The 15286-nt window shown below is 71.5% G+C and carries 15 protein-coding genes; 9 read left to right on the top strand and 6 right to left on the bottom strand.

The window, feature by feature from the left end:
• Positions 1-67: 67 nt before the first annotated feature.
• The 3 genes from F1615_RS04685 to F1615_RS04675 form a co-directional block, all read right to left on the bottom strand.
• On the bottom strand, positions 68-721 hold the full coding sequence (locus F1615_RS04685) for a GNAT family N-acetyltransferase (RefSeq protein WP_149547579.1): 654 nt from the start codon (positions 719-721) through the stop codon (positions 68-70).
• Between the two features lie 188 nt (positions 722-909).
• Entirely contained in the window at positions 910-2019 is a 1110-nt protein-coding gene (locus F1615_RS04680) for a family 2 encapsulin nanocompartment cargo protein polyprenyl transferase (RefSeq protein ID WP_149547578.1), read from the bottom strand.
• Between the two features lie 133 nt (positions 2020-2152).
• Positions 2153-3559, bottom strand: coding sequence for a family 2B encapsulin nanocompartment shell protein (locus F1615_RS04675; protein WP_149547577.1), 1407 nt, complete (start codon positions 3557-3559; stop codon positions 2153-2155).
• A 292-nt stretch (positions 3560-3851) separates the two neighbouring features.
• On the opposite strand from F1615_RS04675, the gene F1615_RS04670 reads away from it, so the two are divergent.
• Both F1615_RS04670 and F1615_RS04665 read left to right on the top strand, forming a co-directional pair.
• Positions 3852-4442 carry an N-acetylmuramoyl-L-alanine amidase gene (locus F1615_RS04670; protein WP_208818250.1) on the top strand — a complete coding sequence of 197 codons (591 nt, stop codon included), beginning with the start codon at positions 3852-3854 and terminating at the stop codon, positions 4440-4442.
• Positions 4443-4516: 74 nt separating this feature from the next.
• On the top strand, positions 4517-5437 hold the full coding sequence (locus F1615_RS04665; RefSeq protein ID WP_149547576.1) for a 1-aminocyclopropane-1-carboxylate deaminase/D-cysteine desulfhydrase: 921 nt from the start codon (positions 4517-4519) through the stop codon (positions 5435-5437).
• Between the two features lie 4 nt (positions 5438-5441).
• On the opposite strand, the gene F1615_RS04660 is transcribed toward F1615_RS04665, so the two are convergent.
• Positions 5442-7034: a Na+/H+ antiporter gene (locus F1615_RS04660; RefSeq protein WP_149547575.1), complete on the bottom strand. Its 1593-nt coding sequence runs from the start codon at positions 7032-7034 to the stop codon at positions 5442-5444.
• Between the two features lie 60 nt (positions 7035-7094).
• On the opposite strand from F1615_RS04660, the gene F1615_RS04655 reads away from it, so the two are divergent.
• The 3 genes from F1615_RS04655 (at position 7095) to F1615_RS04645 (ending at position 9173) form a co-directional block, all read left to right on the top strand.
• Positions 7095-7355: a UBP-type zinc finger domain-containing protein gene (locus F1615_RS04655; RefSeq protein WP_149547574.1), complete on the top strand. Its 261-nt coding sequence runs from the start codon at positions 7095-7097 to the stop codon at positions 7353-7355.
• Between the two features lie 256 nt (positions 7356-7611).
• The gene (locus F1615_RS04650; RefSeq protein WP_004925829.1) at positions 7612-8025 is read left to right on the top strand and encodes an anti-sigma regulatory factor; all 414 of its coding nucleotides are present in this window, start codon (positions 7612-7614) and stop codon (positions 8023-8025) included.
• A gap of 17 nt (positions 8026-8042) precedes the next feature.
• Positions 8043-9173 (top strand): RNA polymerase sigma factor SigF, encoded by a 1131-nt coding sequence (locus F1615_RS04645; RefSeq protein WP_167533658.1) that lies wholly within the window; start codon positions 8043-8045, stop codon positions 9171-9173.
• 20 nt (positions 9174-9193) lie between these two features.
• Here F1615_RS04645 and F1615_RS04640 read toward each other — a convergent pair whose 3' ends face one another.
• The gene (locus tag F1615_RS04640) at positions 9194-9637 is read right to left on the bottom strand and encodes a hypothetical protein (RefSeq protein ID WP_149547572.1); all 444 of its coding nucleotides are present in this window, start codon (positions 9635-9637) and stop codon (positions 9194-9196) included.
• Positions 9638-9752: 115 nt separating this feature from the next.
• On the opposite strand from F1615_RS04640, the gene F1615_RS04635 reads away from it, so the two are divergent.
• Together F1615_RS04635 and F1615_RS04630 are read left to right on the top strand one after the other, a co-directional pair.
• Positions 9753-10721 (top strand): diacylglycerol/lipid kinase family protein, encoded by a 969-nt coding sequence (locus F1615_RS04635; RefSeq protein ID WP_149547571.1) that lies wholly within the window; start codon positions 9753-9755, stop codon positions 10719-10721.
• 317 nt (positions 10722-11038) lie between these two features.
• A complete protein-coding gene (locus F1615_RS04630; RefSeq protein ID WP_037937783.1) occupies positions 11039-11296 on the top strand; it encodes a WhiB family transcriptional regulator in 258 nt (85 codons plus the stop codon).
• Positions 11297-11494: 198 nt separating this feature from the next.
• On the opposite strand, the gene F1615_RS04625 is transcribed toward F1615_RS04630, so the two are convergent.
• On the bottom strand, positions 11495-12970 hold the full coding sequence (locus F1615_RS04625) for a sensor histidine kinase (RefSeq protein WP_149547570.1): 1476 nt from the start codon (positions 12968-12970) through the stop codon (positions 11495-11497).
• Positions 12971-13487: 517 nt separating this feature from the next.
• Between F1615_RS04625 and nagB the strand changes: the two genes are divergently transcribed.
• Both nagB and F1615_RS04615 read left to right on the top strand, forming a co-directional pair.
• A complete protein-coding gene (gene nagB / locus F1615_RS04620; protein ID WP_149547569.1) occupies positions 13488-14273 on the top strand; it encodes a glucosamine-6-phosphate deaminase in 786 nt (261 codons plus the stop codon).
• A 156-nt stretch (positions 14274-14429) separates the two neighbouring features.
• Positions 14430-15194 (top strand): GntR family transcriptional regulator, encoded by a 765-nt coding sequence (locus F1615_RS04615; protein ID WP_149547568.1) that lies wholly within the window; start codon positions 14430-14432, stop codon positions 15192-15194.
• The last annotated feature ends 92 nt before the right edge of the window (positions 15195-15286 follow it).

Below are 15286 nucleotides of genomic sequence, written 5' to 3'. Positions count from 1 at the left end.
AGTGATGTCCGCACGGGCGGCGGCGGCCAGGGCCGAACGTCCCTCGGCGGGGACGGCGGCCGGGACATCAGCCCCGCGGGCCGGTCCACGAGGACGTGGGCGTGGTGCGGGGTTCGCGCCACATGGGCCACATGCGCGGACCGTCCGGGAGGGCCAGGGGCTCACCGGCGGCCTCGAAGCCGAGGCGTTCGTACAGCAGGCGGCTGCGCTCGCTGCTCGCCTCGAGATACGCCGCCCGCCCCTGCCGGTCGCAGCGGTCGAGTACGGAACCGATCAGCGCGGTGCCGAGGCCCTCACCCTGGCGGCCGGGGACGACACCGATCATCCACAGGTACTCGTGGGCGCGCCCCGAGGGATGGATGCCGGCCGTGAGCCGGCCGATCAGCTCCACACGCTCGTTGTCCGGGTCGACGGCCCGGCGCATCCTGGCGAAGTCGTCGTCGTCCGTCCGCTCGCCGGCCCGCTGGTCACCGTGGCCGGGGTCGTCCGCCGGTACGGACATCCACAGCGCGCAGGCCGAGCCGTCCTCGGTGAGGTCGACACGTCCCTCGGCGAGGACGATGTCGGTGAAGGCCGCCATGAGCCTGTGGTGGGTCGCACGGCGGTACTCCTCGCCGGGGAAGACCCAGCCACTGACCGGGTCGTCCTGGAACGCCCGGTCCAGGAGCCGGACCACCAGCTCCCGGTCGTCGTCCCCAGCCCTCCGGATCGCCACGCCCATGTCCGCCCCTTCGTCCCAACCGTCCTTGTCCGTACGGAGGTTGAGCCTAACGGGGGACAGCCGGGGAGAGGGCGGGCCCCGCACATCGTGGGGAAGTGCGGGACCCGCCGGGCCGGAGCCGCGGTGCCGTGCGGGGTCAGGAGCCGCACGGCACCGAGTGGGTCCGGGGACACGGGGACGGCGGGCCGTCAGGTGTTGCGCCGGGTCACGAACTCGGCCAGGGTCAGCAGCCCGCCCGCCGCCTCCGGGTCGGGCACCGCGCGGGCCACTTCCTGCATCGCCCGGCCCATCCGGTCGGCGGCCTGGGCCTGCGCCCAGTCACGGCCGCCCGCCCGTTCCACGGTCCGGGCGATGTGCTCCAGGTCCTCCTTCCGGTGCGGGACGGCGTACAGCGCGGCGAGTTCCGCGGCGGCCGGGGTGCCGGAGGTGAGTGCGGCGACCACCGGCAGTGACTTCTTGCGGGCGGCGAGGTCCGCGCCGGCGGGCTTGCCGGTGCGGCGTGGATCGCCCCATATGCCGATCACGTCGTCGATCAGCTGGAACGCCAGCCCGGCCGCCCGGCCGAACGCGTCCATGGCCGCCACGTCCGCGTCGTCGGCGTCCGCGTACAGCGCCCCGATCGCGCAGGCGCAGCCGAGCAGCGCACCGGTCTTGGACTCGGCCATGGCGAGCGTCTCGGCGAGGGTGACGTCACCGGGGGCGCGCCGCTCCATGGCCGTGTCCGCGTGCTGTCCCGCGCACAGTTCGACCACGCAGTCCGCGAGCCGGGCCGCCGCCGCCCGGCCCGCCGGATGGGGGTCCTCCGCGAGCAGCCGCAGGGCGAGCGCCTGGAGGGTGTCCCCCGCGAGGATCGCGTCGGTGTCCCCGAACACCGTCCACGCCGTGGGGCGGTGCCGGCGGGTGGTGTCCCGGTCCATCACGTCGTCGTGCAACAGCGTGAAGTTGTGGACCAGTTCCACGGCCGCCGCGGCCCGGACGGCCGCTGCCCGGGCCGTGGGGCCGCCCACGGCCGAGGCCGCGGCGAGCACCAGCGCGGGGCGGATCGCCTTGCCCGAGCCTCCCCCGGCCGGGCTGCCGTCCGCGTGTTCCCAGCCGAAGTGGTAGAGCGCGATCCGGCGCATCGGGGCGGGCAGGGAGCCGAGGGCCGCCCGCAGCACCGGGTCGACCGCGGCCCGTGCCCGCTCCAGCAGCATCGTCGCCTCGTGTCCGTCACCGTGGCGTGGCTCCGGTACCGCAGGGGTCCCGGTCGCGTACTCCGTCGTGAGCCCCGTCTGCGGCTCCGTGATGGACTCCGTCATCGGCTTCCCCCTGGGTCCGACTCGGTGGAGGAGCGGAGGAAGGGCGCTTCCGCACCCGTCGAGCGCGTACCTCCGAGGTGTACCCGCCCGGACGGGCGGGGACACGGCATGCGGTGCGGGAGCTCGCGGACCGTCATCGCCAGCGGCCGATCTCGACGTTCTCCAGGACGCCGAGCGCGTCCGGTACCAGGACCGCGGCCGAGTAGTAGGCCGTGACCAGGTACTTGACGATGGCCTGTTCGTTGATGCCCATGAACCGCACGGACAGACTCGGCTCGATCTCGTCGGGGATGCCGGCCGCCCGCAGGCCGATGACACCCTGCTCCTCCTCCCCGGTGCGCAGGGCGATGATGGAGGTCGTACGGGCCTGGGTCACCGGGATCTTGTTGCACGGGAAGATGGGCACTCCCCGCCAGGTGGGAATGCGGTTGCCGCCCATGTCGACGGTTTCCGGGACGAGTCCCCGCCTGTTGAGCTCGCGGCCGAACGCGGCGATCGCGCGCGGATGGGCGAGCAGCAGGCGGGTCCCGCGCCGCCTGCTGAGCAGCTCGTCCATGTCGTCGGGGCCCGGTACTCCGTCGTGCGGCTGGATCCGCTGGTCGTACTCGCAGTTGTGCAGCAGACCGAAGTCGCGGTTGTTGACCAGTTCGTGCTCCTGGCGCTCCTTCAGTGCCTCGACGGTCAGCCGGATCTGCTGTTCCGTCTGGTTCATGGGCTGGTTGTAGAGGTCGGCCACGCGGGTGTGGATGCGCAGCACGGTCTGGGCGACGCTGAGTTCGTACTCGCGCGGCCTGGCCTCGTAGTCGACGAAGGTGTGCGGGATGTCCGGCTCACCGCTGTGCCCGGCCGCGAGGTCGATCTCCTTCTCGCCGTACTTGTTGGTGCGCTGCCCGGGGACGGAGAGCCTCCGGCGGAGGTGCTCGCGCAGGGTGTCCGACCGCTCGGCGACCTGCTCGACGGCCTCACGGGGCAGCACCAGCACGGTGCAGGCGGTGAGGGTGCGGGCCGTGTACTCCCAGATGGCGTCCTCGCCCAGCAGGGCCTGCTCGCCGAAGTAGGCTCCGTCGGCGAGGACTCCGAGGGATTCGTCCTCGCCGTAGGGGCCGGTGCCGACCCGCTCCACCCTGCCGTGCGCCAGCAGGTACACCTCGTCGGCCGGGCTGCCGAAGGAGGCGATCACCTGGCCGGCCCCGATCTCCCGCTGCCGGCAGCGGGAGGCGAGCTCGGCCAGCACCTCCTCGTCCTCGTACGACCTGAGCACGGGCAACTCGCCGAGCTCCGCCGGGATGATCTCGACGCGGTCGCCGGTCTTCACGAACGTCATCCGGCCATCACCCACGGCGTACGTCAGCCGGCGGTTGACCCGGTACGTACCGCCCTGCACATCGACCCAGGGCAGCATGCGCAGCAGCCAGCGTGAGCTGATCTCCTGCATCTGCGGCACGGACTTGGTCGTGGTGGCCAGGTTCCGCGCGGCGGCCGTACCGAGGCTCTGCTGCTGCCTGGCCTGCTCCGTGCGGACCTCTTCGCCTACCGACATAGAGAATTGCCCTCCCCAATGGTGATCCACGCCCGGCCGCGCCGGGCATCGCCCTGCGTGATCAAGCGTTCCTCACGCACCGTGTCCGCGCCATTACCCGATCGAGCGGGGTTGGATCTTGAGTCGGCTGGGCACCATGGGGCGCCGTTCGACGGCAGCGCGCCGGAAGGAAGATGTCCGGATCGGCTCGCACAGGGCCCGAACGAGTAGTTGAACTCTCTCCTTTTAGGTATAGGCCCTGTACCAGGCGGCCGCGAACGGCGGCCGTCGTCCGGCACGAAGGAGGGCGGTCATGGCCCCACCCATGTCCGCAAGCGCGTTCCTGCGCGCTCTTAAGGCGGAAGGTCTCAAGGTCGTCGAGGTCGGCGACTGGCGCGACCACAACCGGAACCACAAGGGCCCCTGGGGCCCGGTGCACGGCGTGATGATCCACCACACGGTGACCAAGGGCAGCGCCAGAACGGTGGAGCTGTGCCGCAGGGGCTACGCGGATCTGCCCGGTCCGCTGTGCCACGGGGTCATCACCAAGGACGGCCGGGTACACCTCGTCGGCTACGGCCGGGCCAACCACGCGGGGCTCGGCGACGACGACGTGCTGCGCGCGGTGATCGCCGAGAAGCGGCTGCCCGCGGACAACGAGGCGAACACCGACGGCAACCGCCACTTCTACGGCTTCGAGTGCGAGAACCTGGGCGACGGCGAGGACCCCTGGCCGGCGGCACAGCTGGAGGCGATCGAGCGGGCCGCGGCCGCGGTGTGCCGGCACCACGGCTGGAACGAGCGGTCGGTCATCGGGCACCGCGAGTGGCAGCCGGGGAAGGTGGATCCGCGCGGGTTCTCGATGACCTCGATGAGGAAGCGGATCGGCGACCGGCTGAAGTGAGGCCGCACCGGTGGTGCCGGGCGCCGTGACCGCCTCCGGTGCGGGCGCCGGGGAGGCCGGGCGACAATGACCCCGTGACCAGCTCCGACGACCCCGGCTCCGGCGCCCTCGCGGGCCTGCGTCCCCGGCTGCCGTCGCCGCTGCGGGAGGTCGTGGACGAACGCTTCGAGCGCCGCGGGGTCCGGCTCCTGCTGAAGCGGGACGATCTGATCCACCCGGAACTGATCGGCAACAAGTGGCGCAAGCTCGCTCCGAACCTGGCGCTGGCGGCCGGGCGGACCGTGCTCACCTTCGGCGGCGCGTACTCCAACCATCTGCGGGCCACGGCCGCCGCCGGCCGGCTGCTCGGCCTGCCCACGGTCGGCGTGGTGCGCGGCCAGGAACTGGCCGGCCGCCCGCTCAATCCCTCCCTGGCCCGGTGCGCGGCCGACGGGATGCGGCTGCACTTCGTCGACCGGTCGGCGTACCGCCGCAAGACCGAGCCGGAGACCCTGGCGGCCGTCCTGCGCGCGGCGGACGCCGAGGACGCGTACGTCGTGCCCGAGGGCGGCAGCAACTCCGCCGCCGTGCGCGGGTGCCGGGCCCTCGGCGAGGAACTGGCCGGCCGCGCGGACGTGGCCGCGGTGGCCTGCGGCACCGGCGGCACCCTCGCGGGACTGGCCGCCGGAGCCGGCGGCGGCGTGCGCGCGCTGGGCATACCCGTGCTCAGGGGTGGCTTCCTGACCGACGGGACAAGGGCCCTGCAGACCGAGGCGTTCGGCGGCCCGCGCGGCGACTGGAGCCTCGACGACCGTTTCCACTTCGGCGGCTACGCGCGCACCACACCGGAACTCGAGGCGTTCGCCCAGGATTTCGAGCAGCGTCACGGCGTCCCCGTGGAACGTGTCTATGTCGCCAAATTGCTCTATGCCCTTGTCGCCCTGGCGGAAGAGGGCGCCTTCCCGCGCGGGAGCGCGGTCGCCGCCGTGATCACGGGGCGGCCCTTCCCCGCGTGACACCCTAGGTCGCCTCCCGGTACGCCGCCGCCTCCTCCAGGTCCAGCCGGCGCAGCAGCGTCCGCAGCATCTCGTCGTCGATGTGGCGGGCGTCGCGCAGTCTGACGAACACCTCGCGCTCCTCGCTGATCACCTGCCGGGACAGCCGCCGGTAGGTGTCGTCGACCGATTCCCCGGTGACGGGGTTGACCTGCCCGAGCCGCTCCCAGACGGCGTTGCGGCGGCGCTCCAGGACCGCGCGCAGCCGGTCGGCGAGCGGGGTGGGAAGGGCGTTGCGCTCGTCGGACAGGAGCTCGTCGAGCCGCTGCTCGGCGGCTCTGGAGGCCTGCGCCTGGGCATTGGCCTCCGCCAGGGTCTCGGCCCGCGCGTCGCGTCCGGGGAGTTTCAGCACGCGGATCAGCGGGGGCAGCGTCAGCCCCTGCACGACCAGGGTGCCGATGACGGTGGTGAAGGTCAGGAAGAGCAGCAGGTTGCGGTGCGGGAAGTCCTCGCTGTCCGCGGTGATCGGGATCGAGAAGGCGATGGCCAGCGAGACCACCCCTCTCATCCCGGCCCACGCGATCACGAACGGGCCCTTCCAGCCGGGTCTGCCCTCGCGTTCCCGGATCCTCGCCGAGAGCATCGGCGGCAGCAAGGTCGCCGGGTACACCCAGAGGAACCGGACGACGACGACCACCACGAAGACGACGAGCGCGTACCAGGCGGAGGCGGCGCCCTCGTGTTCGCCGAGCCCTCTGAGGACCACGGGCAGTTGCAGTCCGATCAGCGCGAACACCGCGGACTCCAGGATGAACGCGACCATCCTCCACACCGCCTCCTCCTGGAGCCGGGTGGCGAAGTCGACCTCCCACGCGCGGTGCCCCAGGTAGAGGGCGACGACCACGACGGCGATGACACCGGAGGCGTGCACCTGCTCGGCGGCCGCGTAGGCGACGAACGGGATCAGCAGGGAGAGCGTGTTCTGGAGCAGCGCCTCCCTCACATGTGTGCGCAGCCAGTGCAGCGGCGCCATCAGCACCAGCCCGACCGCGACACCGCCGACCGCCGCGACCAGGAACTCCCCCACTCCCCCGGCCCAGGTCGCGCCCTCGCCGACGGCCGCCGCCAGGGCCACCCGGAACGCGGTGATCGCGGTGGCGTCGTTCAGCAGGGACTCGCCCTGGAGGATGGTGGTGATCCGGGACGGCAGGCCCACCCTGCGGGCCACCGCCGTCGCCGCGACCGCGTCCGGCGGGGCCACCACGGCGCCGAACACCAGCGCCGCCGTCAGGGGCAGGCCCGGCACCAGCAGATACAGGGCCCAGCCGACGGCGAAGGTCGCGAACAGCACGTACCCCACGGACAGCAGTGCCACCGGCCGCAGCTGTGCCCGCAGGTCGAGGTAGGAACTCTCGGTGGCCGCCGTGTGCAGCAGCGGGGGCAGGACGAGCGGCAGCACGATGTGCGGGTCGAGGGTGTACTCGGGCACCCCGGGGAGGTAGCTGACCGCCAGGCCGGCCGCGACCAGCAGCAGGGGCGCCGGCACCGGTGTGCGCCGGGCGGCGGCCGCGACCGCGGCACTGCCCGCCACCAGCAGCAGAAGGTGCATCACTTCCATGTCCGGCCCACCCTCGTTTTTCCGCGCGGTCGCCCACGGGCGCGTCGTAATCTGGCAATCATGAAACAGTGCACGCACGCCGACGCGCTGCCGCACCCGGAACCCGTCCCGCTCGGTGAGACGTGTCCGGAGTGTCTGCGTGACGGTACCGATCCGGTGCAGCTGCGCCTCTGCCTCACCTGCGGCCACGTCGGATGCTGCGACTCCTCGCCGAACCGGCACGCCACGGAGCACTACAAGGAGACCGGCCACCCCGTGATGCGGACCGCCGAGCCCGGCGAGGACTGGCGTTGGTGCTTCGTCGATCACGTACTGGTGTGACCCGAGGCGGCCCCGGTGCCGGACGGTTCGACCGTCTGACGTCTGGGTACGTCAATGCGGCGCGCGCTCTTCCCATTTGGGAGCCGCAGACCCCTAGCCACGGAGCGTATTCATAGTTTTACTATGAGTGACACCAATGCGCCGGGGTCCCGGGGACAGGACCGCTGAGAGCGCGATAGCGTCACCGCTGAACCACCTGGCGCGTTACCCGGGGGCGAACCGGCCCTGAAACGCTTGTACCACCTTGGAGGTGAGGGTGTCCCAGATCGCAGGCGAGCCCGCGACCCAGGACTTCGTGGAAGTCCGGCTGCCGGCCGCGGGTGCCTACCTGTCGGTGCTGCGTACGGCCACGGCCGGCCTCGCGGCCCGTTTGGACTTCACCCTCGACGAGATCGAGGACCTGCGCATCGCGGTCGACGAGGCCTGCGCGATCCTGCTTCAGCAGGCCGTGCCGGGGTCGGTGCTCAGCTGTGTCTTCCGGCTCGTCGACGACTCGCTCGAGGTGACCGTCTCGGCGCCGACCACGGACGGTCACGCCCCCTCGCGGGACACCTTCGCCTGGACCGTCCTGTCCGCGCTCGCGGGCAAGGTCTCCTCGGCCGTGGACGAGGACAAGACCGTTTCGATCAGCCTCTACAAACAGCGCGGCGCGGGACCCGGGCCGGCGTGAGGAGCGAGGACGGGCCGGTGCGGGACGAAGAACGCGGCACAAGGGAGCTGCCGGCCGAGCGCGTGCCGGACGGCATCGACGGCATTCCCGAGCAGGCCCGGCCGCATCCGGAGGACGACTCCACGGAGAACGTCTCCCCGGGCGGCGGGCAGCCCGGCGGTGCCGTGGGGGGCACGCCTCGGGCCGGGCAGGCCGGGGCCGGCCCCCGCCACGGAGGCGCCTCCGCGCGGGCTAAGCCGGCGACGGGGGACGAGGCGAGCGCTCGGGGAAGGGCGACGGGCGGGACGATGAGCGAGCACGAGCGACATGCCGAGGACGAGGCGCCGCGGGCACCCGGCGCGCGGGGCACACCGGGCACATCGGGCACCCACGGCGGGCACGCGCACCACGACCCGCAGGACCGCAGCGGGGCGCGCGCCCTGTTCCTCGAGCTGCGCACGCTGCCGGACGGCACTCCCGAGTACGCGGAGCTGCGCAACCGGCTGGTGCGCATGCACCTGCCGCTCGTCGAGCATCTCGCGCGCCGCTTCCGCAACCGCGGCGAGCCGCTGGACGACCTCACCCAGGTCGCCACCATCGGGCTGATCAAGTCGGTCGACCGCTTCGACCCGGACCGGGGCGTGGAGTTCTCGACCTACGCCACCCCCACGGTCGTCGGCGAGATCAAGCGGCACTTCCGTGACAAGGGCTGGGCGGTGCGGGTGCCGCGCCGGCTCCAGGAGCTGCGACTGGCGCTCACCACGGCCACGGCGGAGCTGTCGCAGCTGCACGGGCGCTCCCCCACGGTGCACGAGCTGGCCGAGAAGCTGGCCATTTCCGAGGAGGAGGTCCTGGAGGGGCTGGAGTCCGCCAACGCCTACTCCACGCTGTCCCTGGACGTCCCCGACACCGACGACGAGTCCCCGGCGGTCGCCGACACCCTCGGCGCCGAGGACGAGGCGCTGGAGGGCGTGGAGTACCGGGAGTCGCTCAAGCCGCTGCTGGAGGATCTGCCGCCGCGCGAGAAGCGGATCCTGCTGCTGCGCTTCTTCGGCAACATGACCCAGTCGCAGATCGCGCAGGAGGTCGGCATCTCGCAGATGCACGTCTCCCGGCTGCTCGCCCGCACCCTGGCCCAGCTGCGGGAGAAGCTGCTCGTCGAGGAGTGACCCGGCGCGGCTCCCGGGAGCTACTTCCCGGCGTTCCCGGGCCCCCGGATGCCGAGGGCCCGGGTCGTCTCGGGGTTGATCAGCAGCACGAGCCCGGTGACGGCCACGACGGCGAGCACGATCCCGGCGGGGATGGCCACACCGTCGGACCGCAGCATGTTGTAGGCCACCGGCAGCGCCATGATCTGCGTGATGACGGCCGGGCCGCGGCTCCAGCCCCGGCGGGCGAACAGCCCCCGGGCGGCGAGCAGCGGCAGCAGGGCCAGCGCGATCAGCGTCACTCCGCCGGTGACGGCCTGCCCGCGGTCGTCCGGTTCGCCGGCGAGTCCGAGGACCAGCAACCACACCCCGCCGGCCACCAGCGCGAGCCCTTCCAGGGCGGCGAGCGCCGCGGCGTACGTCAGGCGGCGCGGGCGGGGGCCGGTGTCGTCCGAGGTGGTGGTGGGGGTCTGCTCACTGCTCACCCCTGAAGGGTAGCCCTCGCGGTCGCGCCTCCCGTGGTGAGGTTCACGCCCCGTCCCCCGTTCCGGTCCGGCCTCGGTCTGGGCCCGGTACCGCTCAGTAGGTACGCTGCACGTCATGCGTGCTCTTCTCGTGGTCAATCCGGCGGCAACCACCACAAGTGCGCGCACGCGCGATGTGCTGATCCACGCCCTCGCCAGCGAGATGAAGCTGGAGGCGGTCACCACCGAGTACCGCGGGCACGGGCGCGACCTGGGCCGGCAGGCCGCGGAGAGCGACGACATCGACCTGGTGGTGGCCCTCGGCGGGGACGGCACGGTCAACGAGGTCGTCAACGGCCTGCTGCACGCGGGGCCCGATCCGGAGCACCTGCCCGGCCTCGCCGTGGTGCCCGGCGGCTCCACCAATGTCTTCGCCCGCGCGCTGGGGCTGCCCAACCAGCCCGTCGAGGCCACCGGCGTCCTGCTGGACGCGCTGCGCGAGGGCCGGGAGCGCACCGTGGGCCTGGGACTGACCTCGGGCACGCCGGGCTCGGAGGACGAGGCCGTGCCGGCCCGCTGGTTCACCTTCAACGCGGGGCTGGGCTTCGACGCCGGGGTCGTCGGCCGGGTGGAGCAGCAGCGGGAGCGCGGCAGGAAGTCCACCCACGCGCTCTACATGCGCCAGGTGGTCCGCCAGCTGCTCGGCGATCCGCACCGCCGGAACGGGGTGATCACGTTCGAGCACCCGGGCGAGGAACCGGTCACCGATCTGGCGCTCTCCATAGTCTCGAACACATCGCCGTGGACGTTTCTCGGCAATCGCCCGATCTACGCGTCACCTAAGGCCTCGTTCGATACCGGCCTGGATCTCTTCGGTCTGAGGCGGCTGTCCACCGCCGCGGTTGCCCGGTATGGCACGCAGTTGCTCACTTCGTCCCCGGAGCGCGGCCCCCGCGGCAACCATGCGGTCTCCCGGCACGATCTGACACGCTTCACCTTGCATTCGAAGGTGCCACTGCCTCTCCAGATGGACGGTGACCACCTGGGGCTGCGAACCAGCGTGACGTTCACAGGCGTACGCCGTGCACTGCGTGTGATTGTGTGAGCAGAAAGGGCCAAAGTCCTTTCACTCGAACGTTTAGGCCAGGATCCACCCCATGGAAGTACGGCTGTGACCTAGTCGACACCGAAGAATCAAAAAAAACTTTTCGGAAGGGGTTGTATCCGCCGCCGAGGTTTGCGAGTCTCTACATGGCGATCGGGACGGCCCGCAACACCGGCCTCCACAGATCACCGGAACCCCTCTTCAAACCCAAGGACCACGCCAGGGAACCTGGCGGTCGGCCCTTCACTTGTTGAGGGATTCGTGAAAGCGTTCACATTCACAAGCACTTGCAGTAATACCAAGGAGAGGTAGCAGCCATGGACTGGCGTCACAACGCCGTTTGCCGCGAGGAAGACCCCGAGCTCTTCTTCCCCATCGGCAACACCGGTCCCGCGCTGCTGCAGATCGAGGAAGCCAAGGCCGTCTGCCGTCGCTGCCCGGTGATCGAGAACTGCCTCCAGTGGGCGCTCGAGTCCGGTCAGGACTCCGGCGTCTGGGGTGGTCTCAGCGAGGACGAGCGTCGTGCGATGAAGCGCCGCGCCGCCCGCAACCGGGCCCGTCAGGCCTCCGCCTGACAACCCCCTGCTGACAGCCTGAGCTTGGCGGCGCGTACGCCTGACGGCACGAATCCGTGGACACCGCGTACGCATCTCCCGCCCCCGAGCCGCAGCGCGCAGTTCCCCCGGAGCACTCGACCCCGCTCGAACAGGGGGACCACGAGGAACGAGCATCAGCCCCGGACCGCTTCCCGGTCCGGGGCCTTTTGCTGCTCCCTACTTGTTCGACTGCACCGGGATGTCCAGGATCACCCGGGTCCCCCGGCCCGGAGCCGGGACCATGTCGAACGTGCCGCCCAACTCGCCCTCCACCAGGGTCCGTACGATCTGCAGGCCGAGGTTGCCCGCGGTGTGCGGGTCGAATCCCTCGGGCAGACCCACGCCGTCGTCCTGCACGGTGACCAGCAGGCGGGCCTCCTTCGAGGTGCCGCCCCGGACCGCGGACACCTCGACGGTGCCGGTCTCGCCCTCGCTGAAGCCGTGCTCCAGGGCGTTCTGCAGGATCTCGGTCAGCACCATCGACAACGGGGTGGCGACCTCGGCGTCGAGTATCCCGAAGCGGCCCGAGCGCCGGCCGGTGACCTTGCCCGGGGAGATCTCCGCGACCATCGCGAGGACGCGGTCGGCGATCTCGTCGAACTCCACCCGCTCGTCCAGGTTCTGGGACAGCGTCTCGTGCACGATCGCGATGGACCCCACCCGCCGCACGGCCTCCTCCAGCGCGGCGCGGCCGCGCTCCGAGCCGATACGGCGGGCCTGGAGGCGCAGCAGCGCCGCCACCGTCTGGAGGTTGTTCTTCACCCGGTGGTGGATCTCCCGGATGGTCGCGTCCTTGGTGATCAACTCGCGTTCGCGGCGGCGAAGTTCCGTGACGTCACGGAGCAGGACAAGCGACCCGATGCGCGTGCCCTTGGGCTTGAGCGGGATCGCCCGGAACTGGATCACCCCGTCGTGCGCCTCGATCTCGAACTCGCGCGGCGCCCAGCCGCTGGCCACCTTGGCCAGCGCCTCGTCCACCGGGCCGCGGGAGGGGGCCAGTTCGGCGGTGGTCCGGCCGAGGTGGTGGCCCACCAGGTCGGCGGCGAGACCCATGCGGTGGTAGGCGGACAGGGCGTTCGGCGAGGCGTACTGGACGATGCCGTCGGCGTCGAGCCGGATCAGCCCGTCGCCGACGCGGGGCGAGGCGTCCATCTCCAGCTGCTGGTTCGCGAACGGGAAGGCACCGGCCGCGATCATCTGGGCCAGATCGGAGGCGCTCTGGAGATAGGTGAGCTCCAGCCGGCTCGGGGTGCGCACGGTGAGCAGGTTGGTGTTGCGCGCGATGACGCCCAGGACGCGCCCCTCGCGCCGTACGGGGATGGACTCGACCCGTACGGGGACCTCCTCGCGCCACTCCGGGTCCCCCTCGCGCACGATGCGGCCCTCGTCCAGGGCCGCGTCCAGCATGGGCCGGCGTCCGCGCGGGACGAGATGGCCGACCATGTCGTCCTGGTACGAGGTGGGGCCGGTGTTGGGCCGCATCTGGGCGACGGAGACATAGCGGGTGCCGTCGCGGGTGGGGACCCACAGGACCAGGTCGGCGAAGGAGAGGTCGGAGAGCAGCTGCCACTCCGAGACCAGCAGATGGAGCCACTCGAGGTCGGTGTCGTCGAGGGCGGTGTGCTGGCGTACGAGTTCGTTCATGGAGGGCACGCCAGCGAGCGTACCCGGGGGTCGGTACCAGCCCGGAAAAACACCCGCGGGCCGCGGCGCCTGAGAGGGACCCTCAACCCTCCCGGCACCGCAGCCCGGAGCAATATCGGCCGTGGGGTGTGCGGTCCCGGTCGGCCGAAGGATGAGGAGCCGGGGCAGTCAGGGCAGAGAGCTCCGGATCCTCGGTCCGCCTTCCTGTGCGGGGAAGGCAGGCTTCTGTGTCCTGCTACGCATTGTGGACTAGACCACTGTCCGTGTAAATGCGTGGAACGCTGTTCTTCGGTGTCTTGTCCGCGTCCGCCCCGAGGCACGGGCGTCCGCCCTGAAGCCTAACCCGTGCGGGTTCCTCCGGGAGCCGGAAGGACCATGGCAATTTCGGCGACCGGCATCCGGTGGCGACGGTTCCGCCTGGGTGGGAGCTCCCCTCTCTGCTAGATTGAGATTGGTCTAAACCACCTGGTCCGCTCGTCGGGGCGCCAGACCCAGTCGACTCCTCCTCAAGATCGGCAGGCCCACCGTGGAAGTTGTCATCGTTGCGGACGCCAAGGCGGGCGGCGAACTCATCGCCGAGGCCATGGCGCGGCTCCTGCGGCGCAAGCCCGATGCCCTGCTGGGCGTCGCCACGGGTTCGACGCCGCTGCCCGTCTACGAGGCGCTGGCGGCCAGGGTGACGTCGGGCGCCGTGGACACCGCGCGGGCGCGGATCGCCCAGCTCGACGAGTACGTGGGGCTGCCGGCCGACCACCCCGAGTCCTACCGTTCGGTGCTCCGCCGCGAGGTGCTGGAGCCGCTCGGGATCGGGATGGACGCCTTCATGGGCCCCGACGGTACGGCCGAGGACGTGCAGGGGGCGTGCGAGGCCTACGACAGGGAGCTCGCCGAGGCCGGCGGCGTGGACCTCCAGCTGCTCGGGATCGGCACGGACGGGCACATCGGCTTCAACGAGCCGTGCTCCTCGCTCGCCTCGCGCACCCGCATCAAGACACTGACCGAGCAGACCCGGGTGGACAACGCGCGCTTCTTCGGCGGCGACATCGACCAGGTCCCGCACCACGTCATCACGCAGGGCATCGGCACCATCCTGGAGGCCCGTCACCTCGTCCTGCTGGCCACCGGCGAGGGCAAGGCGGACGCGGTCGCCGCGACCGTCGAGGGACCGGTGGCGGCGGTGTGCCCGGCCTCCGCGCTCCAGCTGCACCCCCGTGCCACGGTGGTCGTCGACGAGGCCGCGGCCTCCAAGCTGAAGCTCGCCGAGTACTTCCGGCACACCTACGCGCACAAGCCGGAGTGGCAGGGGATCTGACCGCCGGCGGTGGTCTGGACCAGCCCTTGTCCCGGGGGTATACAAAGGGGATCACGGAGCGTGCGGGGCACACCCCGCCCCGCGCCGTGCCACGATGTCAGCCGTGGCCGACGGGGATGTCGGTCGTTTCGGCACCCGGAGCCGGGAAGGCAGAGCATGAGCACCGACGTCAGCAGTGCGGAGAACGAGGGTGGGACTACGGTCCGTACGGCGCGTGTGCCCAAGTACTACCGGCTGAAGAAACATCTGCTCGACATGACCGAGACGGCCCCGCCCGGCACGCCGGTGCCGCCGGAGCGCACCCTGGCCGCGGAGTTCGACACCTCGCGCACCACCGTGCGCCAGGCCCTCCAGGAGCTGGTGGTCGAGGGGCGCCTCGAGCGCATCCAGGGCAAGGGCACGTTCGTCGCCAAACCCAAGGTCTCCCAGGCACTCCAGCTCACCTCGTACACCGAGGACATGCGTGCCCAGGGTCTGGAGCCGACCTCGCAGCTGCTCGACCTGGGCTACGTCACCGCCGACGACCGGCTCGCCGCACTGCTCGACATCACGGCCGGCGGACGGGTGCTGCGCATCGAGCGGCTGCGCATGGCCAACGGCGAGCCGATGGCCATCGAGACGACCCACCTGAGCGCGAAGCGCTTCCCCGCGCTGCGCCGCAGCCTGGCGAAGTACACGTCCCTCTACACCGCCCTCGCCGAGGTGTACGACGTCCATCTCGCGGAGGCCGAGGAGACGATCGAGACGTCGCTGGCCACCCCCCGCGAGGCCGGTCTGCTGGGGACCGACGTGGGCCTGCCGATGCTGATGCTCTCCCGGCACTCGCGGGACCGCGAGGGCCGGCCCGTGGAGTGGGTGCGGTCGGTGTACCGGGGCGACCGGTACAAGTTCGTCGCGCGCCTGAAGCGCCCGCAGGAGTGAGGGGACGCCGTTCCAAACCCCGACGAAACGGGTGGTTGACAAGGTTTTCGTTGCTGTTGCCTCTCAGTTGAGCCGCGCCTGAATACCGCTGT

The organism is Streptomyces marokkonensis (assembly GCF_008312835.1).
Taxonomy (GTDB): Bacteria; Actinomycetota; Actinomycetes; order Streptomycetales; family Streptomycetaceae; genus Streptomyces; species Streptomyces marokkonensis_A.
This window is presented reverse-complemented; position numbering and strand designations above follow the sequence as displayed.